The organism is Microbispora sp. CL1-1, assembly GCF_012034195.1.
GTDB lineage: Bacteria > Actinomycetota > Actinomycetes > Streptosporangiales > Streptosporangiaceae > Microbispora.
In genome coordinates, this window is sequence record NZ_JAATEK010000073.1 from 1 (window position 1) to 16,460 (window position 16,460).

Below are 16,460 nucleotides of genomic sequence, written 5' to 3' on the forward strand. Positions count from 1 at the left end.
TCCATCTCCTGGTAGCGCGCGATGCCCTTGAGCTCGCCCTCGACCTGGTCGTCGGTCTCGTACTGACTGAGCAGTCGCCGCGCCTCCTCGCGCGGCAAGGTGACAGCACGGGTGCTCGCTGGCCAGTAGGCGGTGTAGGCCTCGACGATGGCGTCCTCCACGGTGGTCGCCCGTGCAGAGGGCGCCGCCAGCGGAGGACTCCCGGTCGGCGAGGCGGGGGGTGTCGCCGTACGACCGACCTCCTGCGAGGCGGTGCAACCGGAGACGGCGGCCAAGAGAGCAAGGAATCCCACTCGCCACGTCACACAAGACACTTCAGCACTCTCTGTAGTCGAATAATTGCGCGCTGTAGGGTAAAGGGGCGGCCTGATTTAGATCAAGAGCAAATTGCGGTTGGCGACCCAGCTTTAGCTCCGCGCCTTCCTGCGGAGGTATGAGAGTCGCGCGCAGTGGCGGACAACACGTCGCAAGGATCACGAGAACCCATTGCTTACGCCGTGACATCGGACGCGAGAAACAGCGAGCTGAGCCGATGACCGTGAACTTTCCACCGGCATTTCGGTCGTCCCAATTCGCCAGGAAGCACGCAGCTCTCAGAGAGGCCCTGTTGCTCGTGATCGCGAGGGCTGATCCCTCTCCCTGACCGCCGACGAGGCTTTTCAGCCGGAAGGGCGACGAGCAGCTTGTACGCTTCTCCGTGGACGCCGCGACTACTCGCCGCAGGTCACGCGATGACGGCGATTGCCCATGGCTGGGACCGGAGGGAGGAGACAGAGGCAGATCGGAAAGCCCAGCGTTCTCACCAGCGCAACCGCGCCGAGAAGACGTGGAGCTGAGGGCGATTTCCTCTGGCTCTTTAGAGGGTTTACGGGCGTGACGTTTGTCGGGAGAGTCCCGCCTCGGCAGAAGGAGCCGCAAGCCGCGATGCGACTCTCACGGTTGGGAAGCGCGGCGAGTTACTCTCCTGCACCCATACGGGCCGAGTATTCCAGCAGGTACAGATCCGCCGGCAACACGATGTCGGCCGTCTCGACCACCTTCCCGCGCGACTCGTAGACCCGCTCGATCGTCAGCATGACGGAGCCCTGCGGGTGAGCGAGCTTTGCGCACTCCTCGGCAGTGCCCAATCGCGCTCCGACGGTCTCCCTCCAGTCGTCGATGGGGTGGCCGATGACGAGCATCCGCTCGGCCACACCTCGCCCGGCGTGCGGACCCTCCTCCGGCATAGCGATCGGCGTGCCCCTGGTGATCTCGAGCGGTTCCCAACTCGTGGAGAGCATGACGGGTTGTCCGTCCGCGGAGAAGAGGTACTCCGTACGGAGCACATCGGGCAGGTCCCCGGTCGGTTCGCCGAGGCCCAGCCGTTCCCGAATTGACGTGGGCGCCTGCGCGGTGTGTGAGGTGTAGTCCCATGCGGCCCGACGGCCCTGGGCTTCCATCTCCGCGGCGAAGGGGCTGCCGGAGCGGTTGCCTCGGTACCAGGCCCGAACGAGACGCTGAAGTTGGGGCTTGCTGCGCACGTAGGTGCCGGAGCCGGGCTTGGCCACAGCCAGGCCCTCGGAGACCAGAACTCGGGCGGCCTGCTTGGCGACCGCATCGGACACGCCGAACTCGCGCATGATCTCCGGACGGGACGGCAGGCGTGCGCCCGGAGGCAGCTCACCCGTGCTGATCTGCTGCCGGAAGTGTTCGACGATGCGCAGCCATAGCGGGCGATCGGAATCCATCGGAACAGGTTGACAGGCTGTGTCCCCAGGCTGCAAGCTGAGGACTCAGAACGTAAATCAGTGTCACCAGCTTAGGCGGTCTCCTCCCATGTACAAGCGAACTTTGCCCGGGCTCCCGGAGGCGGCCGACAAGGTGCGATCGTGGGCACGCAGCACTGCCAGCAGGCATCGCCCGGAACTCGCTGATCGGTGCGAGCGAGTGGTGTCCCGACTCGTCGCGAACGCGGTGCCCCGCACGCCCGAGGACGGGGTGATCGCGGTCACGATCACTCCGTCTGCCGGCCGCCTCCGGGTAGAAGTCCACGACCCGGGCGAACCCGTGGGAGGCGACGAGAAGGACGAATGGTCAGAGGTGTCGGAGCTCACGCCGTGGTACGGCAGCAGCCGTACTCGGAACGGGCACGTGACGTGGGCTGAGCTAAAAGGACCGGCGCCGTGATAGGTGCGATCCCCACGCTCTGCGCCGGGTGAGTCGTACGCACCTCGGTCGGCAAAGAGCCTGCGTGCAAGTCAGCACCTGCTTGAACAGGCGCATCGAAGCTGCCCCGCTGGTCGAGTTGTCACGACTGGCGGGGCTCGGGCGGCCCCACACCTGAGGGGGTCACGGGGCCGCCCGCCCTATCCGCACGCTGGCCGCCGAAAAAGCGAGCCCGCCGCGGCGACGAAACCACCGGACGGGCTCTTGAGATCAGGAATCGAGGTCCTGACCGTGAACAACGATCCCACACGTTCCGCCCAGCCCGACTCCGATGACGATTCGTCGTTTCGCCGACTCGTTGACGCGTACCGCGACGACTGGGTGGTCCGACGCCAACCATGGCTGTCGGCGACCAGGCGACGTCAGCTCCCCTTCGGTGTGCTCAGGAAGAGCGACCTGGCCATGACGATCGAGGCGTCCAATCTCGCCGACCTCGCGCGGCAGCTCGAAGAGCAGACCCGGCTCGCGAACGACCACCTGGTGAAGGAATGATCCCCCCGCCCTACCACGGCATCCACGTCCCTGACCCGCAACCCGGCGCGGAGGAGCTGCGGTGGCTGAAGCCGCAGCGCCGCTGCACCCACATCAGGGTACGGCGGCACACCTGCGAGTGCCGGCCCGCATATATGAGCTGTGTCAGGCCGGAGGCCTCGTCTTCGTCCGGCGGACCAACCGGAAGAAGACAGAGCTGGAGGTGGCGGAAACGGAGTGGCTGCTGACCGCCCGGGCGCAGGAGCTGTGGCAGAAGATCCTCACCGGCCGGAGCGTGTGAGCTGACGAGGGTGACGGCTGGCGTCACAGGCGGTGCAATCCGACCGGCGCAGCGTCAGGGGCGTGGTTGATGAGGTTCGAGACCCCGAACGCCCCGATGCTGCGGCGCTGCTGGACATGGCCGCTCAGGAAGCCTCCCTGCTGCGCAGCGGCCAGGACTGGGCGCGGTTTCTCGACCTGGCCGCCAAGCATCGCGGGTACGGTTTCGCCGCTCTCCTGCTCATCCGCGCGTCACGGCCGGACGCCACCATGCTGGCCGACTACGACTCCTGGCGACAGCTCGGCCGCCAGGTGCTCAAGGGCGAGCGAGGGATCCGCATCGTCCAGTCGAATGGCACGCGGCCGTCAACTGTGTTCGACATCGGCCAGACCACGGCCATTCCGTCCGCCGACAGCTGGGTACCAGGTGCGGCGCCGCTCGAACCTGGAGAGGCTCTGGCCTCGCTCTCCGATTTCGCTGGACGGCTGGGTTTCCCCGTTGTGCGGTCGCCGTACGACGGCGTGGCCCTGACCGTGCTTAGCAATGAGCACGGGCGCCGCTTCATCCGCGTCTCCGACCATCTGGACGACAACACCGCCGTCGCCGCGGTGGCCCACGAGCTGGCGCACGTCCTACTGAAGCACCCGGCCGAAGCCCCCGCCGTCACCTCGCCCGTCTGCCGGGGCATCGCGAAGCTTCAGGCGGACTCGGTCGCGTACCTTGTCCTGCGGCGGCTCAGCATGGACGCCCACGGGATCGGCTTTCCGAGCGTGTCCAGCTGGGCGGGGGCCGACCCCCGGGCTCCGCGCTTCGGCACGATGCTCGCGGTCGGCGACCGCGTCCTCCTGACCGCGTCGCTCGTCACCACGCACATGGACAGCGCGTCACGCACGACGACCGACGTGCAGCAGGGTCGGACAAAGGACGTACGCCGAGCGGAGCCGGATACTGCCCAGGCCCTCGAGGCGACGTCTTCGGCGGCGCGGATGCGTGGGATTCACCGTCAGGCCGAACAGTTCTTCGCGGCCCAACTGAAGGGTGGCTGGGCCGTGCCGTACCTCGGCAAGCGCGGCATCGACGCGCAGACGGCCAGGGCATAGCGGATTGGATACGCCCCGGGTGGGCGGAAAGGGCTGGTTGCGCACCTCCGCGGCCGCGGGTACGAGGACGCGGTGCTTGAAGCGTCCGGCTTGGCCAGACGGCGCGGTTCCCGTCTGGTCGATGCGTTACAGGACCGCATCGTGCTGACTCTGCGGACGCCGGAGGGCGGCATCGCCGGATTCATCGGCCGCCACTCTCCACGAGGTCACGGACCGAAGTACCTTGCCAGCCGCGGCTCGGCGAAGGGCAATGTGTTGTACGGCCTGGCGGAGAACCGGCAGGCCCTTGCCGCCGGTGCCCGCCCTGTCATCGTCGAGGGCCCGTTCGACGCCATCGCGGTCACCCTCGCCGGGCGCGGGCGCTATGTGGGCGTGGCGACCTGCGGGACGGCCCTCTCTCCCGCTCAGGTCGACGCCCTCGGACAGGTCTGCGACCTGGGCACGACCGGGGCCGTGATCACGTTCGACGGCGACTCGGCGGGGATGCGGGGTGCCGTCAAGGCGTTCGAACAGCTGCGAGGCGCGGAGGCCGTACGTCTCCCAGAGGGGAGGGACCCCTCGGCGATCCTGGCGCAGGACGGCCCCGCCGCACTGCACCGGCTGCTGGACCGCAGCCGGGTGCCGCTTGCCGACATCGTGGTCGACGCCGCGCTCGCGCGATTCCCGCGCTTGCAGTTTGCCGAAGACCGGATGCGTGCCCTGCAGGCCGTCGCCCCGATCGTCGCGGGCCTGCCGTCGGGACAGGTCGCCCGCCAGGTCGTCCGTACGGCCACGCGATTGGGGCTGGAGGCTACGACGGTCAACGATGCTGTCGTGAACGCCGTCGAGCAGGCACGCTTGCAGTCAGGACGGGTGACCCAAAGCTTTAACCCGGTCGACGTGGCTGGCCTCGATGCCCAGCCTGGGCACGCCAAGCCATATGCCGAACCAGCAGTCGCCCGTCCGACCTCCTCGGCACACCGGCCTCCATATTCTCTTCGCCCGAAAACATGATCAGTGGGCAACTCGAAGTCTGGACGCTTCGATCACCCCACGTGCGGGGAGGATCCTGGATATTGACCTGTAACGGTCGTACACCGGCTCACCCCCACGTGTGTGGGGAGGACGCCCGGCAGGCTGCTGGCGAGGTAGGTGGAGCGGGCACGTGCGTGGAGAGGACGAACTCGGCGCCCAGGCGGTGAATGTCGGCCTCGGCTCACCCCCAACTGCGTGGGTGTCCGTGGCCTTGTAAAAGTAGCCGCAGGTGGCCGGGTTGAGGTCACCGCCGGTGGCCAATTTTAAGTCCCCACTCGTCTTCGTGCGTGTTCGCGTGTCGTGGGGAGGGGTGTGCCCCTGAACGGTGATCGTGACGGTGTCAGCCAGTCACAAGATCAACGCTCAGGCAGTCTGCCCAGCGCGACCAGCGCGCCGAACGACGACTCACCCCCACGTGCGTGGGGAGGACGCCTGGAGGTGGCGCTGGTACTCGGCCACACGCGGCTCACCCCCACGTGCGTGGGGAGGACGTGGCATGGCGCCACATTAGGGTCTGACTCCAGGGCTCACCCCCACGTGCGTGGGGAGGACACCCTGATGCGCCCCGTGGAGGTGAGAATCACCGGCTCACCCCCACGTGCGTGGGGAGGGCGTGTCGAGGCTGCGGCGCATCGCCGGGCCGACCGGCTCACCCCACGCGCGTGAGGAGGACGTGCCCCGCGTCGAGATTCCGTACGTCGGCACCGGCTCACCCCCACATACGTGGGGCGGACTCCACCTTGAAGTGGCCGCGACCGGTCTCGTCCGGCTCACCCCCACGTGCGCGGGCAGGACAGCCGCGTCACCTCGTCGCGGTAGGGCGTCCCTGGCTCAGCCCGACGGGCGTGGGAGGACGGCAGCTCCATCAGCCGGTCGTGCCGTGCCTGCGGCTCACCCCCACGTGCGTGGGGAGGACTCATAGCAAGCCCATGTTTCCTTACCACCGTCCGGCTCACCCCCACGTGCGTGGGATGACCAGTTCGGCCCGTACGAGGTGCCCGCCTACGGTGGCTCACCCTCACGTGCGTGAGGATGCCTTCCGCAGCGCCTCACTCGGCTCCCCGGAGCGTCGGCTGACCGCGACGGACGACGATTCTTCAGGACCAGCTCGGCCTCTTACGACTCACCCCCCACAAGCGTGGGGAGGACGGGTGATGTCCTCGACCCGGAACTGGAACATCGGTCACCCCCACGGCGTGGGGAGGACAACATTGCGGCAGCGGGATCCTGCCCACCTGCGGCTTACCTCCAGGTGCGTGGGATGGAACCCTCGAAATCGCTGTCGTCCTCGGTCGGCTCTCTCACCCCCACGTGTGTGGGGAGAACGGTTCCGCGCCTCGTGCTCCGCGGCTCACTGCTCACCCGCGTGGGACCGACTCGGCCCGCTTGAAGAGGTCCTCGCCCAGCCACGGCTCACCCCCATATTTGTGGGGAGGACGTTAAGCCCGGCTGGACGCCCAGCTCCGTCTTCGGCTCACCCCCACGTGCGTGGGAGGACACACTCGCGCGTCGCGCGTACGCGCGTCGCACCGGCTCACCCCAGGCGCGCGTGGGGAGGACGCGGCCGTCGTCGCCTACCTCGTCCTGCACTTTGGCTCACCCCCACGTGCGTGGGAGGACGCTTCCCAGGACAGGGGGAACCCGGCCTCGTACGGCTCACCCCACGTGCATGGGGAGGACTCCTGCCCGCCGTTGGTCTCGGTCTCCGGCTCCGGATCACCCCCACATGCGTGGGGAACGCCCTAAAGGCAGTCAATGCACACGATTTCCTGTGGGTCACCCCAGAGCTGGGAGAGCTGCCCCATGGGCTCTTCAGTTGTCAATCTGCGACTTGCTGATCACCGCGCTGCGGCGAGACTGATTAGGCCGCAGCCGTAAGCCTTGCCCCGGCCGACGCCGTCTCGGACAGCCGACGCGAACAGACCTGGGTCTGTGACAATCAGATGACCGTCGTACCGGACGTGATCGATGGTAACTTTCTGCGCCTCATCGCCGAAGTAGGTCTTCCCCTGCATGCGGAACGCCGGGGAGGGTGCGACGTCGGGTCGGCCGTTTCTGCCCGCTGGGACGACGAACCCGTTGCGTTCCCCCTGGCGGATCATCCAGTCGATTTGAGCCTCGGGGGTGCGGTGAACGACGCGGCGCGGTTGATCCCGCTTGCCTTGCTCAGCTCGCGCGCTCTGCTGTTTCTCGTCGCGCTTGACGGCTCTTGTGGGGTTGGCGACCAGGCGGAACGCGAAGCATCGGCCACCCGTGATGGCGTCGAAGAGAGGTCGCAGATCCCGCACCTGGTGTGGTTCGGTGAGGTAGTGCTGCGGCAGGCGGGACCAGTCGGGCTCGACACGACTTTGCACATATAGGAGGTAGCCCTGCTGGCTGGGGTCCAGCCTCCAGAGCACGCCATGCTTTTGCCGTGGCGGCTGCTCGTCGTCGACCTGCGGGAACGCCGCCATTACGGTGCGGTGCATCTGATGCACGTCGGCGAAGTCGCGGCGGAACTCCCGCGAGGTCACGTCAATGTTGAGCTTGCTCAGGAACACCCGAGTCTCCTGCTGAAATCATGTCCTCAGTGAGTGCGACGTACCCGGGCAGTACAGCGCGGGTGGTGAAGCGCCGGTCGTGCCGGACAAGGGAAATGGGCTGGTCGTGTCTCGGTTCGGCTCCGGGGACGGCCGGGTCGCAATCGATCATCGTGCGCAGCTCGATGGTCTCGCCGCGCTGAAGGTCGGCGAGCGCCCAGGCGCGGGCTTTGGGGCGTGTTTCGAGCCAGGGGTGATCATGCAGGACCGTGTCGAGGGGCTTTTCCTGGAGGCCTTCACCGGTGCGTGGTCCCCCGGGACGGCCTGAGCGGGTCAGCGGGCGGGCCGGCACGAAGGGCTTGCGTCCGAAGCACAGCGGCCAGTGCGGGCGTTGCACGGCCGCGGCGGCTCTGGTGATCGTGGCTTCGTCTCCTTCGAGCACGACGAGGAACAGCGCGTCGGCGAGGTAGTAGCGCTCGCTGACCACGGTGCGGTGGCCCGTGCCCGCGGTGGTGGGGACGTTTTGGGCTGTGTGGTAGTCCCGCTCGAGGATGCCTTCGCGATCCACGCGCACGGCCATGCGTAAGCCGGCGAGCCGGCCCAGTTCCTTCTCGTCGTCGCGGGGGATGCCGAGGGCGGCGCCGAGCAGCCCCACGATGCCTGACTTGGTGGGTTCTCTGGTGGTCTCCCGCATGGTGAAGCGGGATCGGATGCCCCAGGACTGCATGGGTGCGTCGAGGCAAAGTGCCAGGGAGAGGGTCATGGCTCAGGCCTTGAGGGAAGCCAGGACGCGGTTGCTGAACTCCTCCAGGGTCGTGGCCCGTTCGGCTTCGTCGATGCCGGGGAGCGTGCCGGTGACCGATGCGGCCGTCACGGACAGGTCCTTGCCTCCGTAGAAGTTGCGCAACTGTCCCAGGTGCTCGATGAGCCGCTGGGTGGACAGGGCCATCAGGTCGGGGCCGGTGACCGGCTTGAGGAAGGCGTTGGCCAGGTTCCAAGCTCCCGTCTCGCGGGTGACGCCGATCAGCGTGTCCGGCATGGTGCGGGCCGCCATGGAATTCTGCTTGCCGGTGGGGACGGCGTGAACGAGGGCGTACAGCCATGCCTGTGCCGTACGTGCGGCCAGATCGGCGTCTCCGCCGAGGTTCTTGTTGAGCTGGCCCAGGTCGAGGTTGGCGTATCGGTAGTAGCAGGCGCTGTTGAAATCGACCGTGCCGATCATATCGGCGCCGGATTCGTCCTGCGGCTTGAGGTCGTCGACGGCGGTGTAGTAGTCGAACTCGTTGGCCACGGCGTGGGTGGACAGGGCATGGGCCACCTGGGAGGCGGCCTCGACGCTGAAGTCCTTGTTGTCGGCGATCATCCGCCCGAACAGTGCGATGTCGGCGACTTTCTGGGCATCCAGGATCTTCTGTGCCTCTGCCAGGGTCGCCTTGTCCGGCTTGATCTTCTTGCTCTTGGCGGGAGTCTCCGGCTCGGTAGAGTCCCCGTTCTTCTTCTTTTCTGCCGCCTTCTTCGCCTCCGCCGCCTTCTGTGCGGCGGCCTTCTCAAGCTTGTCCCACTCACGCTCGCAAAAGTCGGCCAGCAGTTCGCTCGCGCTGCGGCCGACGAACAAGAGGTATTGGGTGAGCCTGGTCTCGGCGTCGATACCGAAGCCAAGGGCCTCCAGGCCGGCTCCCGCCACGACCTGACTGCGCTCCCCGTCGCGGCCGTGCCGTTCGGCAAGCAGCTTTGCTGCATTGTCCAGGAGTCGCTTGGTGCGCACGCCTGTCTCGTCGACGCTGAGCCCGTACTGGTTGAACAATCCCCTGGCTGCTCTCTTGAGGCTCTGGCTGGAGATGCGCCCGCGGGTGACCCCGCCGAAGGTGGCCGTCTTGGGCTGCCCGATGTCGTCGCGGTTGAGGTTGCTGACCGGGAACGACTGCAGCAGGTGAAGCTCGATGATCACTAGTTCTCCTGGTGGGGGGACTGGTTAGGCAGTCGGGGCGACGGGGGCGTTCGCCGGGGTTTGGCGGAGCTGGCGATGGAAGTCGCGGGCCCACGTCAGCCGTACGCGGTGGGCGCGCTCGGGATCGTGGTGCTCGCTCATGAGGATCACCACGTCGTCCAGCAGCCGGTCGTAGTCGAGCGGGATGTTTTCGGTGTGCAGGAGTTGCACGGCCTGCCGGAGGTAGTGCGGCAGGGCTGTGCGGTCGACGCCCAGCAGCTGCAGGAATCTGCGTTCCGCGGAGCTTCGGCGTTCCACGAGCCGCCTCATGGACACGCCAATGGAGCGGGACGGCGGGCGTTGCGCACCTGACGGGCCGGGCGAGGTCCGGGGCCGAGGCTGAGGATGCAGCGCGAACAGACCGGCCACGAGCAGCCATGCCTGCTGCTCCTCGATCGGCGGGTCGTAGGGAAAAACCACCGCGTACGCGTCCGCCTCCTGACGGCCGCCAGCGAGGGAACGGCGCAGCAGGGCCAGGTCGCGCCGGGCCTCGGCGCTCTGATACTGCCGCCCGGACTCGAGCTTGGCGTGCAATCCGTACAGGTGGTTGACGAATCGGCGGCGCCGTTGGCGGATCTCCTCCAGTGAGGACGCTTGGGGGATCAAGAAGAGACCTCCTCGTCGACGTAATTCATGGCCTTGGCGGCGAACACTTCCGTGAGGTGGTGCAGCGCGCCTGTGAACCTGCCGAACTGCTTGCCGGCTTCGGAAAGGTTGCGCCCCTTGCGCGGCGATCCGTAGGCCCAGCGGTCGGCGACGGCGGTGGCCGCCTTCCGCACGGCCCGCGCCCATCCCTCGATCGCGTCCGTTTCCGGTTGCCCATTGCGGCGTGCCTCGGCCAGCGCGCGCAGGAACTCGTCGAAGGGCTGGGGGAGCTGCGTCCAGTACGGAAGGTCGATGCCCACGCTGCGGTCCGCGTGCATCGCCGCGCAGAAGTCGTGATCCATGTCACGAAGGGCGCCAGCGACCTGGTCGGCGAGATCGACGGCGTGGCCGATGATGGGGCCGACCGGCGCGTGGCGCGCGCGCAGCAGCGCGACCGGCGCGGAGACGGCCTCTTCCGCCCACGACTCCACCACCGCGCCCTTGGATCCGAGCTGCTGTCCGAAGACCCGGATCGTGTAGACGGTCTCCTCTGGGATCGTCTCGCTCTCGACGAGGTCCGCGATGTGGTCCAGCGGGCGGGGCCGGCGCCGCGTGTCCTCGTCCCCGGCCAACAGGAACGCCTCCGCATGCCGCCAAATCCCACGGCGCCCATCCAGGCGCACCGCGCGGAAGTCCTCGCGTTTCTTCTGCCTGGCCTTGCGCGGCGGCCGGCGGAAGGCGGCCATCAGCTCGATGTCCGCCAGGTCGCCTCGCAGACGCGTACCGGGGGTGATGACGACCTTGTCGACGGCTACGCCGGTGCCGTCGACGTGCGGGTGCAGAAGCACGCGCCGGGATGGCCAGGTGAGCAGGTCGGTCCACCCGAGGGGGGACCGCTCGTCCGGCTCCGGGTCGGGAGGGGAGTCTGCCTCCCACGGCGGCCGGTCGTCCGGGGAGGTGGGCTCCGGCTGCTCCCGCTCGGGGTTGTAGATCGGCATGTTGAGCAGCAGGGTCTCGTGGAGCGTCGCGCCTTCGACCAGCACCATTCCGAACTGGTTCGCCGGGGCGCGTTCCGATGACTTGACCTTCGTGTAGGGGGTCTTCAGGCCGCCCGGGTCGTACGCGTGGACCGTCACCAGCCACTGCGCGGCCTCCGCGGGTTCGAGGGCGACGCGATCATGTGCGGTGGTGTGATCGAACAGTGTGACGTTGTTGCCGACGGCGCGGCTGGGTACGAGCTTGGCCGCGCCTGTCGGCTCGCACGTGGCCAGGGCCGGGCATTGCAGGAATGGCCGGTCGGGATCGAACAGATCGAAGCGCCTGGGGTGCTGGGACAGGTAGTCATCCAGCTGTTTCCGAGCGAACTCCCCGTTCCACAAGGCTGCCCATGTCTCGCTGTCGGCTGGCCCATAGGCGCGATGTGCGAAGGCGAGCACCAGGCGGTAGAGCGCGGCCGTCACCGTGGGGGTCTCGGCCGACAGCCGCCTGATGTCACGTGCCTCCAGTAACAGCTGCCGCAGCCCCAGGCAATCGGGTGAGCCGTTCCTACGTTCGACTGGCAGCCACGGCTCCTCGACGAGATCGAAGGTCACGTTCGCCTTCCTGTTGTCCGGCGTCATTCACCTGTGTCCGTTCTGAGCAGCTCGTCGACGACGAGTCCGAGGCGTGGGCTGTACCTCATCTGGAAGGCACCCAGGGCCGCGCGGCCATCACGAAGGACCAGCGCCCGGTGCGCACGCAGCCAAGGCGTCCGCGTGAAGACCGCAGGAATCGGCACCTCATTGATGGCCTCGACGACCTCGTAGGGCACCTCGGAGGGCGCGGTGAGGCGCACGCTGGAGTCGAGCAGTTGGGCGACCAGCTCGGGTGTCGGGGGCGTGCCGGCGTCAAAATCGACAGCTATGTTCCCTTCGAGCGGGATGAGCTCCCCGCTGACCGGCCCTTCACGGAGGAGCACCACCGCGACCGTCGCGTCGATGCTTTCGGAGAAGCCGAGCGCGTCGGTCATGACGGGCGTCCTTCCCTGCGGGTCTGGCGGGAGCTTCCCGCTCGCCCGGTCATATCCCTGAGCGGCATGTCCCGGCGTGGCCAGGGCAGATAGAGCACGCGGGCGTCGAATCGCTGGTTGGCGTGCGACCTCTCCAGCGTGAGCGCCGCCTCAGCAAGGGCCGTCCACCCAGGCGGACAGGTCACCGGCTGCGGCCCGTACACCTTCTCGATCAGTTCGGCCACGTCGCCTGGCGAGTGGATCGCCGTACGGTCTCGCAGCAGCGCCCACGTACGCCACGTGAACGCCTTCGGATAGATGCTTCCCGTGTAGGGGGGAAGCTTCGGCCCCTTGTCGGTCTCCTCGACCCCGGTAATGGCCAGCGTCAACTCCGTCAAGTGCGCGGGGCGGGGATGCGCGTCTCCGCGACGGTGCACACGGCCCATGCGCTGGATGAGGCTGTCGATCGGGGCGAGGTCGCTGACGAGCAGGTCGAAGTCCAGATCGAGGCTGGATTCCAGCACCTGGGTGCCCACGACGATGGCACGAGCCGGCCGAGCAACCTCGCCTCGTCGCCCCTTGCACGGACTGTCCAATTCCTCTTCCCGGGAAGGAGGACCGAAGGCGCGACGAAGCTGATCTTCAACCTCGGACCGCGCCTTCGCCGACAGCTGGCCGGTGATGACGTACAGCTCCGGCCGTTCCTCGGCCGGGAGTCTGCTGATGGCTTCCTCGAGGGCAGCCTGCGTCTTCTCGACACGTCTCACCAGATTGTGAATCACGGCGACACAGCCGCCGCGACGTACCTGTTCCAGCAACCAGGTGACCATGTCCTCATCGGGGACCCGGATCACGGTCATGCGCCGATCGGCGTTGAGGCCGCTGACAGCGGTCGGGACCGTCCTGCTTGTCTCGGCGGTCGCGTAGGTGATGCGAGGGTAGGCGACCGTGGCGTCGAGGGCAGGGCTCGTCACGTTGTCGCCGAGCAGCCCCGTACGCCAGCTGCGGACAAGGTCATTACGCCGGTGGGCCGGCAGCGTGGCCGACAAAAGGATCACCGATACGCCGAGGAAGCCCAGCCACTGCAGGACCCGGTCCAGCATCGTGGACATGTACGGGTCATAAGCGTGCACCTCGTCGATCACGACGACCTTGCCGGACAGCCCAGTCATCCTGACAAAGACGTGGCGCGACCGGATCCCCGCCATCAGCACCTGGTCCACCGTGCCGACCGCGACCGGTGCCAACAGCCCTCTCTTGCGGGTGAACCACTCACGTGCGTCCGCCGCGACGGCCGGGTCCCCGTCCTCATCCACGGCGCTCGGCTGGAGGGCCTCGTCCTCCTGGTTCCGCATCCGCTCCGCGATAAGGAAGTCCTCCGCGCTGCTGTGCAGCAGTCGCACGGCGAGTTCGGGCTGGTGCCTATTGATGAGGTCATTGATCTCGCGATAGGCCTGATTGCTGGTTGCCCTGGTCGGGGTGGCGAAGTACAGCCCATCGCCAGAGCCGGAGCCCGGGCGGGAACGTGCCAAGCGTGCGGCAGCCTGCAGCGCGGCCTTCGTCTTCCCCTCGCCGGTCGGAGCCTCCACGATCAGCATCAGTGGAGCCTCGAGCTCATCGGTGATCTGTTCGACGTCGAGCTGCATCTGCCGAGGGTCCTCACCGAAAAGGCTCTTGTACCGGGCCCCTTCCGGCGGCTCCCAGGGGACCCACTCGAGCCGCCTCACGGCTTCGCGGGCCTGCTTCGCCGCGCGCTCGACGTAAGCAGCCAGGTCGACGTCGGCTCCGGCGTAGGGGAAGTTGCTCTCAGCGGAGGCGATCCAGTCGGAGACCGAGGTCAGTCCCGACAGGACCACCAGCAAGTCGGTCTCGATGTGCAGCTGCGCCCATGCCGCCTTTGCCGGCTTCGGCAGGTTCCGCAACTGGAGAACGTGCTCCGCGAATTCGACGCACCAGTCCTTCCAGAGGTCACCTCCGTGGTCGCGGACGCCGCTCCGGGCCTGCCGCAGGGTCTCGCTCCTCAGGAAGGAGCCGTGGTGCCCGCCGATCGCATTCGCCAGGTCCTGAGCCGTGCGGGCGCTGGCTCCCCACGCCCTGAGCATCGGTTCGACCCGCACCGCCGTCAGGACTCCATGCGGAGTATCAATACGTCCAACACGCTTGTAATCCGGCATCCGCCGGATGGCACCAGCCGCGGGCTCCCCCATCAACCGCACCGCCACATCGGCTCTCAGCGCCTGGAAGGCCGGCGACAACTTTCCAAGGTCATGAAGCCCACAGAAGAACGCCACCCACATACGCGCCTCACCGATCGGCGCGAACACTGAGGCGAACCTCGAGCGGAGCCGAGCGCTCAAGAGCTTGTCAAACAGCAGCTCCGCCACCGCCATGGTGTCGATCGCATGGCAGATCAGAGGATGCGGAACGTCGCTGTTGCCCAGCTTGTGACGGCGGCCATGGAAAGCTCCCCGTAGGCGGCCAGATACCGCCCCGCTGATGGCCGCGGGGTTCCCCGTGGACGGCCAGATATCTCCCCGCTCCTTCCGTACTTGTCCCGGTCGGCGACAGTCGAGCGGGTGAAGAGCAGCAGGGAGATCATGGAGATTCTCGAGGCGTATGACCTCACCGGCAGTTACCGGGCTGCGGCCGATCTGGCCGGGTGTGACCACCACACGGTGGCTCGTTATGTGAAGATGCGGGCGGCGGGGCAGGCCCCCGAGCAGCGCAAGCACCGGGAACGGGCGATCGATGCCTACCTGCCGAAGATCGAGGAGCTGGTGGTCCGCTCGCGGGGGAAGATCCGCGCGGATGTAGTGCACAAGCGGATCGTCGCGATGGGGTTCACCGGCGGTGAGCGCACCACCCGGCGGACCGTGGCCGAGGCCAAAGCGCAGTATCGGCTGGGCCGCCATCGCATCTACCGGCCGTGGGTGGTCGAGCCGGGGCTGTGGCTGCAGTGGGACTGGGGCACCGGCCCGCTGATCGGCGGGCGGCCGACCACGTTGTGGTGCGCGTGGCTGGCCTGGTCGCGATTCCGGGTGGTGATCCCGGTCTGGGACAAGACGCTGCCGACGATCGTCGCGTGCCTGGATACGACGCTGCGCCGGATCGGCGGGGTGCCGGCCTATGCGCTGACTGACAACGAAAAGACCGTCACAGCCGAGCACGTGGCCGGGATCGCGGTCCGCAACGCCGAGATCGTCGAGGTGGCCAAGCATTACGGGATGACGATCCGCACCTGTGTGCCGGCCGATCCCGAGTCCAAGGGCGGCAGCGAGGCGACGGTGCGTATCGCCAAGGCCGACCTGGTGCCCACCGAGGTCAATCTGCTGGGCGAGTATCGGACGTTCGCGCAGTTGGAGACGGCCTGCCGGGAGTTTTGCCAGCAGGTCAACACGCGGGTGCACCGCCTGAGCCGGCGGGTGCCCGAGCAGATGCTGGCCGAGGAACGCGCCCGGCTGCACCCGCTGCCGGCCTCGGCGTTCACCGCGGCGTTCGGCACGACCCGGCGGGTGAACTGGGACTGCACCATCTCGGTGGAGGGCGTGCGCTATTCAGTGCCGCATCGGTTGGTCGACACGCGGGTCTGGGCCCGCTTCCACGGCGATGAGCTCATCGTCACCGCCGTCGCCGACGACGGCACCGCCGGTGAGGTGGCCCGGCACCGGCGTGGCGACGCCGGGACGCCGGTGATCGACCCTGCGCACTACCCACCCCGCCCGGACAAGGATGCCGACCGCATCCCCAAGGCCACCAATCCCGAGGAGGCGGCGTTCTTGATGCTCGGCCCCGGGGCCGCCTCCTGGCTGAGTGAGGCCGCCGCGGCGGGCACCCGCCGGATCCGGGCCAAGATGGCCGCGGCTGTCGCGTTGGCCAAGCTGTATTCGCCCAGTGCGGTCGACCGCGCCCTGGGCACCGCAGCCGTCAGCGGCCGCTTCGCCGAAGCCGACTTGTTGTCGATCCTGGACTACCAGGCCCGCCGGGCCGGTGCTGAGCCCACCCGGCCGGGTGAGGACCACAGCCTGCAGCCGGGCACCTCCGCCTGGGCCGCTTTCGGCACCGCCGTTGCCGCCCATGCCGAGCCCGCCCTGCCCGCGCCCGCCGACCAGGAGGAGGACCTCATCTGATGGCCACCCCGTTGCGCACCGTTCCCGCCTCCGCCGGTGACCCGCTGGCCGAGGCGATCGAGCTGACCCGCCGTCTCAAGCTTCCCCACATCCGCCGGGCTTTGCCCGAGGTCGTGCCCACCGCCAAGGCGCAACGCTGGGACCCCGCCGAAGTGGTGCGGGTCCTGCTCGCCGAAGAGGCAGCC

General features: G+C 67.9%; 13 protein-coding genes and 1 pseudogene. 6 read left to right on the forward strand and 8 right to left on the reverse strand.

The genetic code is table 11. The features are described from left to right. Positions 1 to 956: 956 nt before the first annotated feature. Positions 957 to 1,727, reverse strand: coding sequence for a GntR family transcriptional regulator (locus tag HCK04_RS38985; protein WP_142652550.1), 771 nt, complete (start codon positions 1,725 to 1,727; stop codon positions 957 to 959). Positions 1,728 to 2,436: 709 nt separating this feature from the next. Between HCK04_RS38985 and HCK04_RS38990 the strand changes: the two genes are divergently transcribed. From HCK04_RS38990 to HCK04_RS39005, 4 genes are all read left to right on the forward strand, one after another. Then, a complete protein-coding gene (locus tag HCK04_RS38990) occupies positions 2,437 to 2,697 on the forward strand; it encodes a hypothetical protein (RefSeq protein WP_142652551.1) in 261 nt (86 codons plus the stop codon). Positions 2,698 to 2,758: 61 nt separating this feature from the next. After that, a complete protein-coding gene (locus tag HCK04_RS38995; RefSeq protein ID WP_142652552.1) occupies positions 2,759 to 2,977 on the forward strand; it encodes a hypothetical protein in 219 nt (72 codons plus the stop codon). 32 nt (positions 2,978 to 3,009) lie between these two features. Further along, entirely contained in the window at positions 3,010 to 4,056 is a 1,047-nt protein-coding gene (locus HCK04_RS39000; protein WP_142652553.1) for an ArdC-like ssDNA-binding domain-containing protein, read from the forward strand. 3 nt (positions 4,057 to 4,059) lie between these two features. Continuing rightward, complete coding sequence (locus HCK04_RS39005) at positions 4,060 to 5,049, forward strand: toprim domain-containing protein (protein ID WP_260617562.1); 990 nt, start codon at positions 4,060 to 4,062, stop codon at positions 5,047 to 5,049. Positions 5,050 to 6,908: 1,859 nt separating this feature from the next. Here the strand turns inward: HCK04_RS39005 and cas6e are convergent. From cas6e to cas3, 7 genes are read right to left on the reverse strand one after another with little or no spacing between them, the layout of a single operon-like run. After that, a complete protein-coding gene (gene cas6e / locus HCK04_RS39010; RefSeq protein ID WP_142652555.1) occupies positions 6,909 to 7,610 on the reverse strand; it encodes a type I-E CRISPR-associated protein Cas6/Cse3/CasE in 702 nt (233 codons plus the stop codon). Further along, positions 7,585 to 8,352 (reverse strand): type I-E CRISPR-associated protein Cas5/CasD, encoded by a 768-nt coding sequence (gene cas5e / locus HCK04_RS39015; RefSeq protein WP_142652556.1) that lies wholly within the window; start codon positions 8,350 to 8,352, stop codon positions 7,585 to 7,587. The genes cas6e and cas5e overlap by 26 nt, the downstream gene beginning before the upstream one ends. 3 nt (positions 8,353 to 8,355) lie before the next feature. Then, positions 8,356 to 9,537 (reverse strand): type I-E CRISPR-associated protein Cas7/Cse4/CasC, encoded by a 1,182-nt coding sequence (gene cas7e, locus HCK04_RS39020; RefSeq protein WP_142652557.1) that lies wholly within the window; start codon positions 9,535 to 9,537, stop codon positions 8,356 to 8,358. Between the two features lie 24 nt (positions 9,538 to 9,561). Continuing rightward, complete coding sequence (casB, locus tag HCK04_RS39025) at positions 9,562 to 10,182, reverse strand: type I-E CRISPR-associated protein Cse2/CasB (RefSeq protein ID WP_205831249.1); 621 nt, start codon at positions 10,180 to 10,182, stop codon at positions 9,562 to 9,564. Next, a complete protein-coding gene (casA, locus tag HCK04_RS41665) occupies positions 10,179 to 11,753 on the reverse strand; it encodes a type I-E CRISPR-associated protein Cse1/CasA (RefSeq protein ID WP_205831250.1) in 1,575 nt (524 codons plus the stop codon). The genes casB and casA overlap by 4 nt, the downstream gene beginning before the upstream one ends. A 23-nt stretch (positions 11,754 to 11,776) precedes the next feature. Then, on the reverse strand, positions 11,777 to 12,169 hold the full coding sequence (locus tag HCK04_RS39030; protein ID WP_142652560.1) for a hypothetical protein: 393 nt from the start codon (positions 12,167 to 12,169) through the stop codon (positions 11,777 to 11,779). After that, positions 12,166 to 14,820, reverse strand: a complete 2,655-nt coding sequence (gene cas3 / locus HCK04_RS39035; protein WP_168066623.1) for a CRISPR-associated helicase Cas3' — start codon at positions 14,818 to 14,820, stop codon at positions 12,166 to 12,168. Before cas3 ends, HCK04_RS39030 begins: the two co-directional genes overlap by 4 nt. On the opposite strand from cas3, the gene istA reads away from it, so the two are divergent. Further along, a complete protein-coding gene (istA, locus tag HCK04_RS39040) occupies positions 14,725 to 16,275 on the forward strand; it encodes an IS21 family transposase (RefSeq protein WP_260617561.1) in 1,551 nt (516 codons plus the stop codon). The two genes, cas3 and istA, sit on opposite strands and share 96 nt — an antisense overlap. Further along, positions 16,275 to 16,460 (forward strand): annotated as a pseudogene (locus tag HCK04_RS39045) (ATP-binding protein); the annotation flags it as partial. The gene istA and the pseudogene HCK04_RS39045, both read left to right, overlap by 1 nt.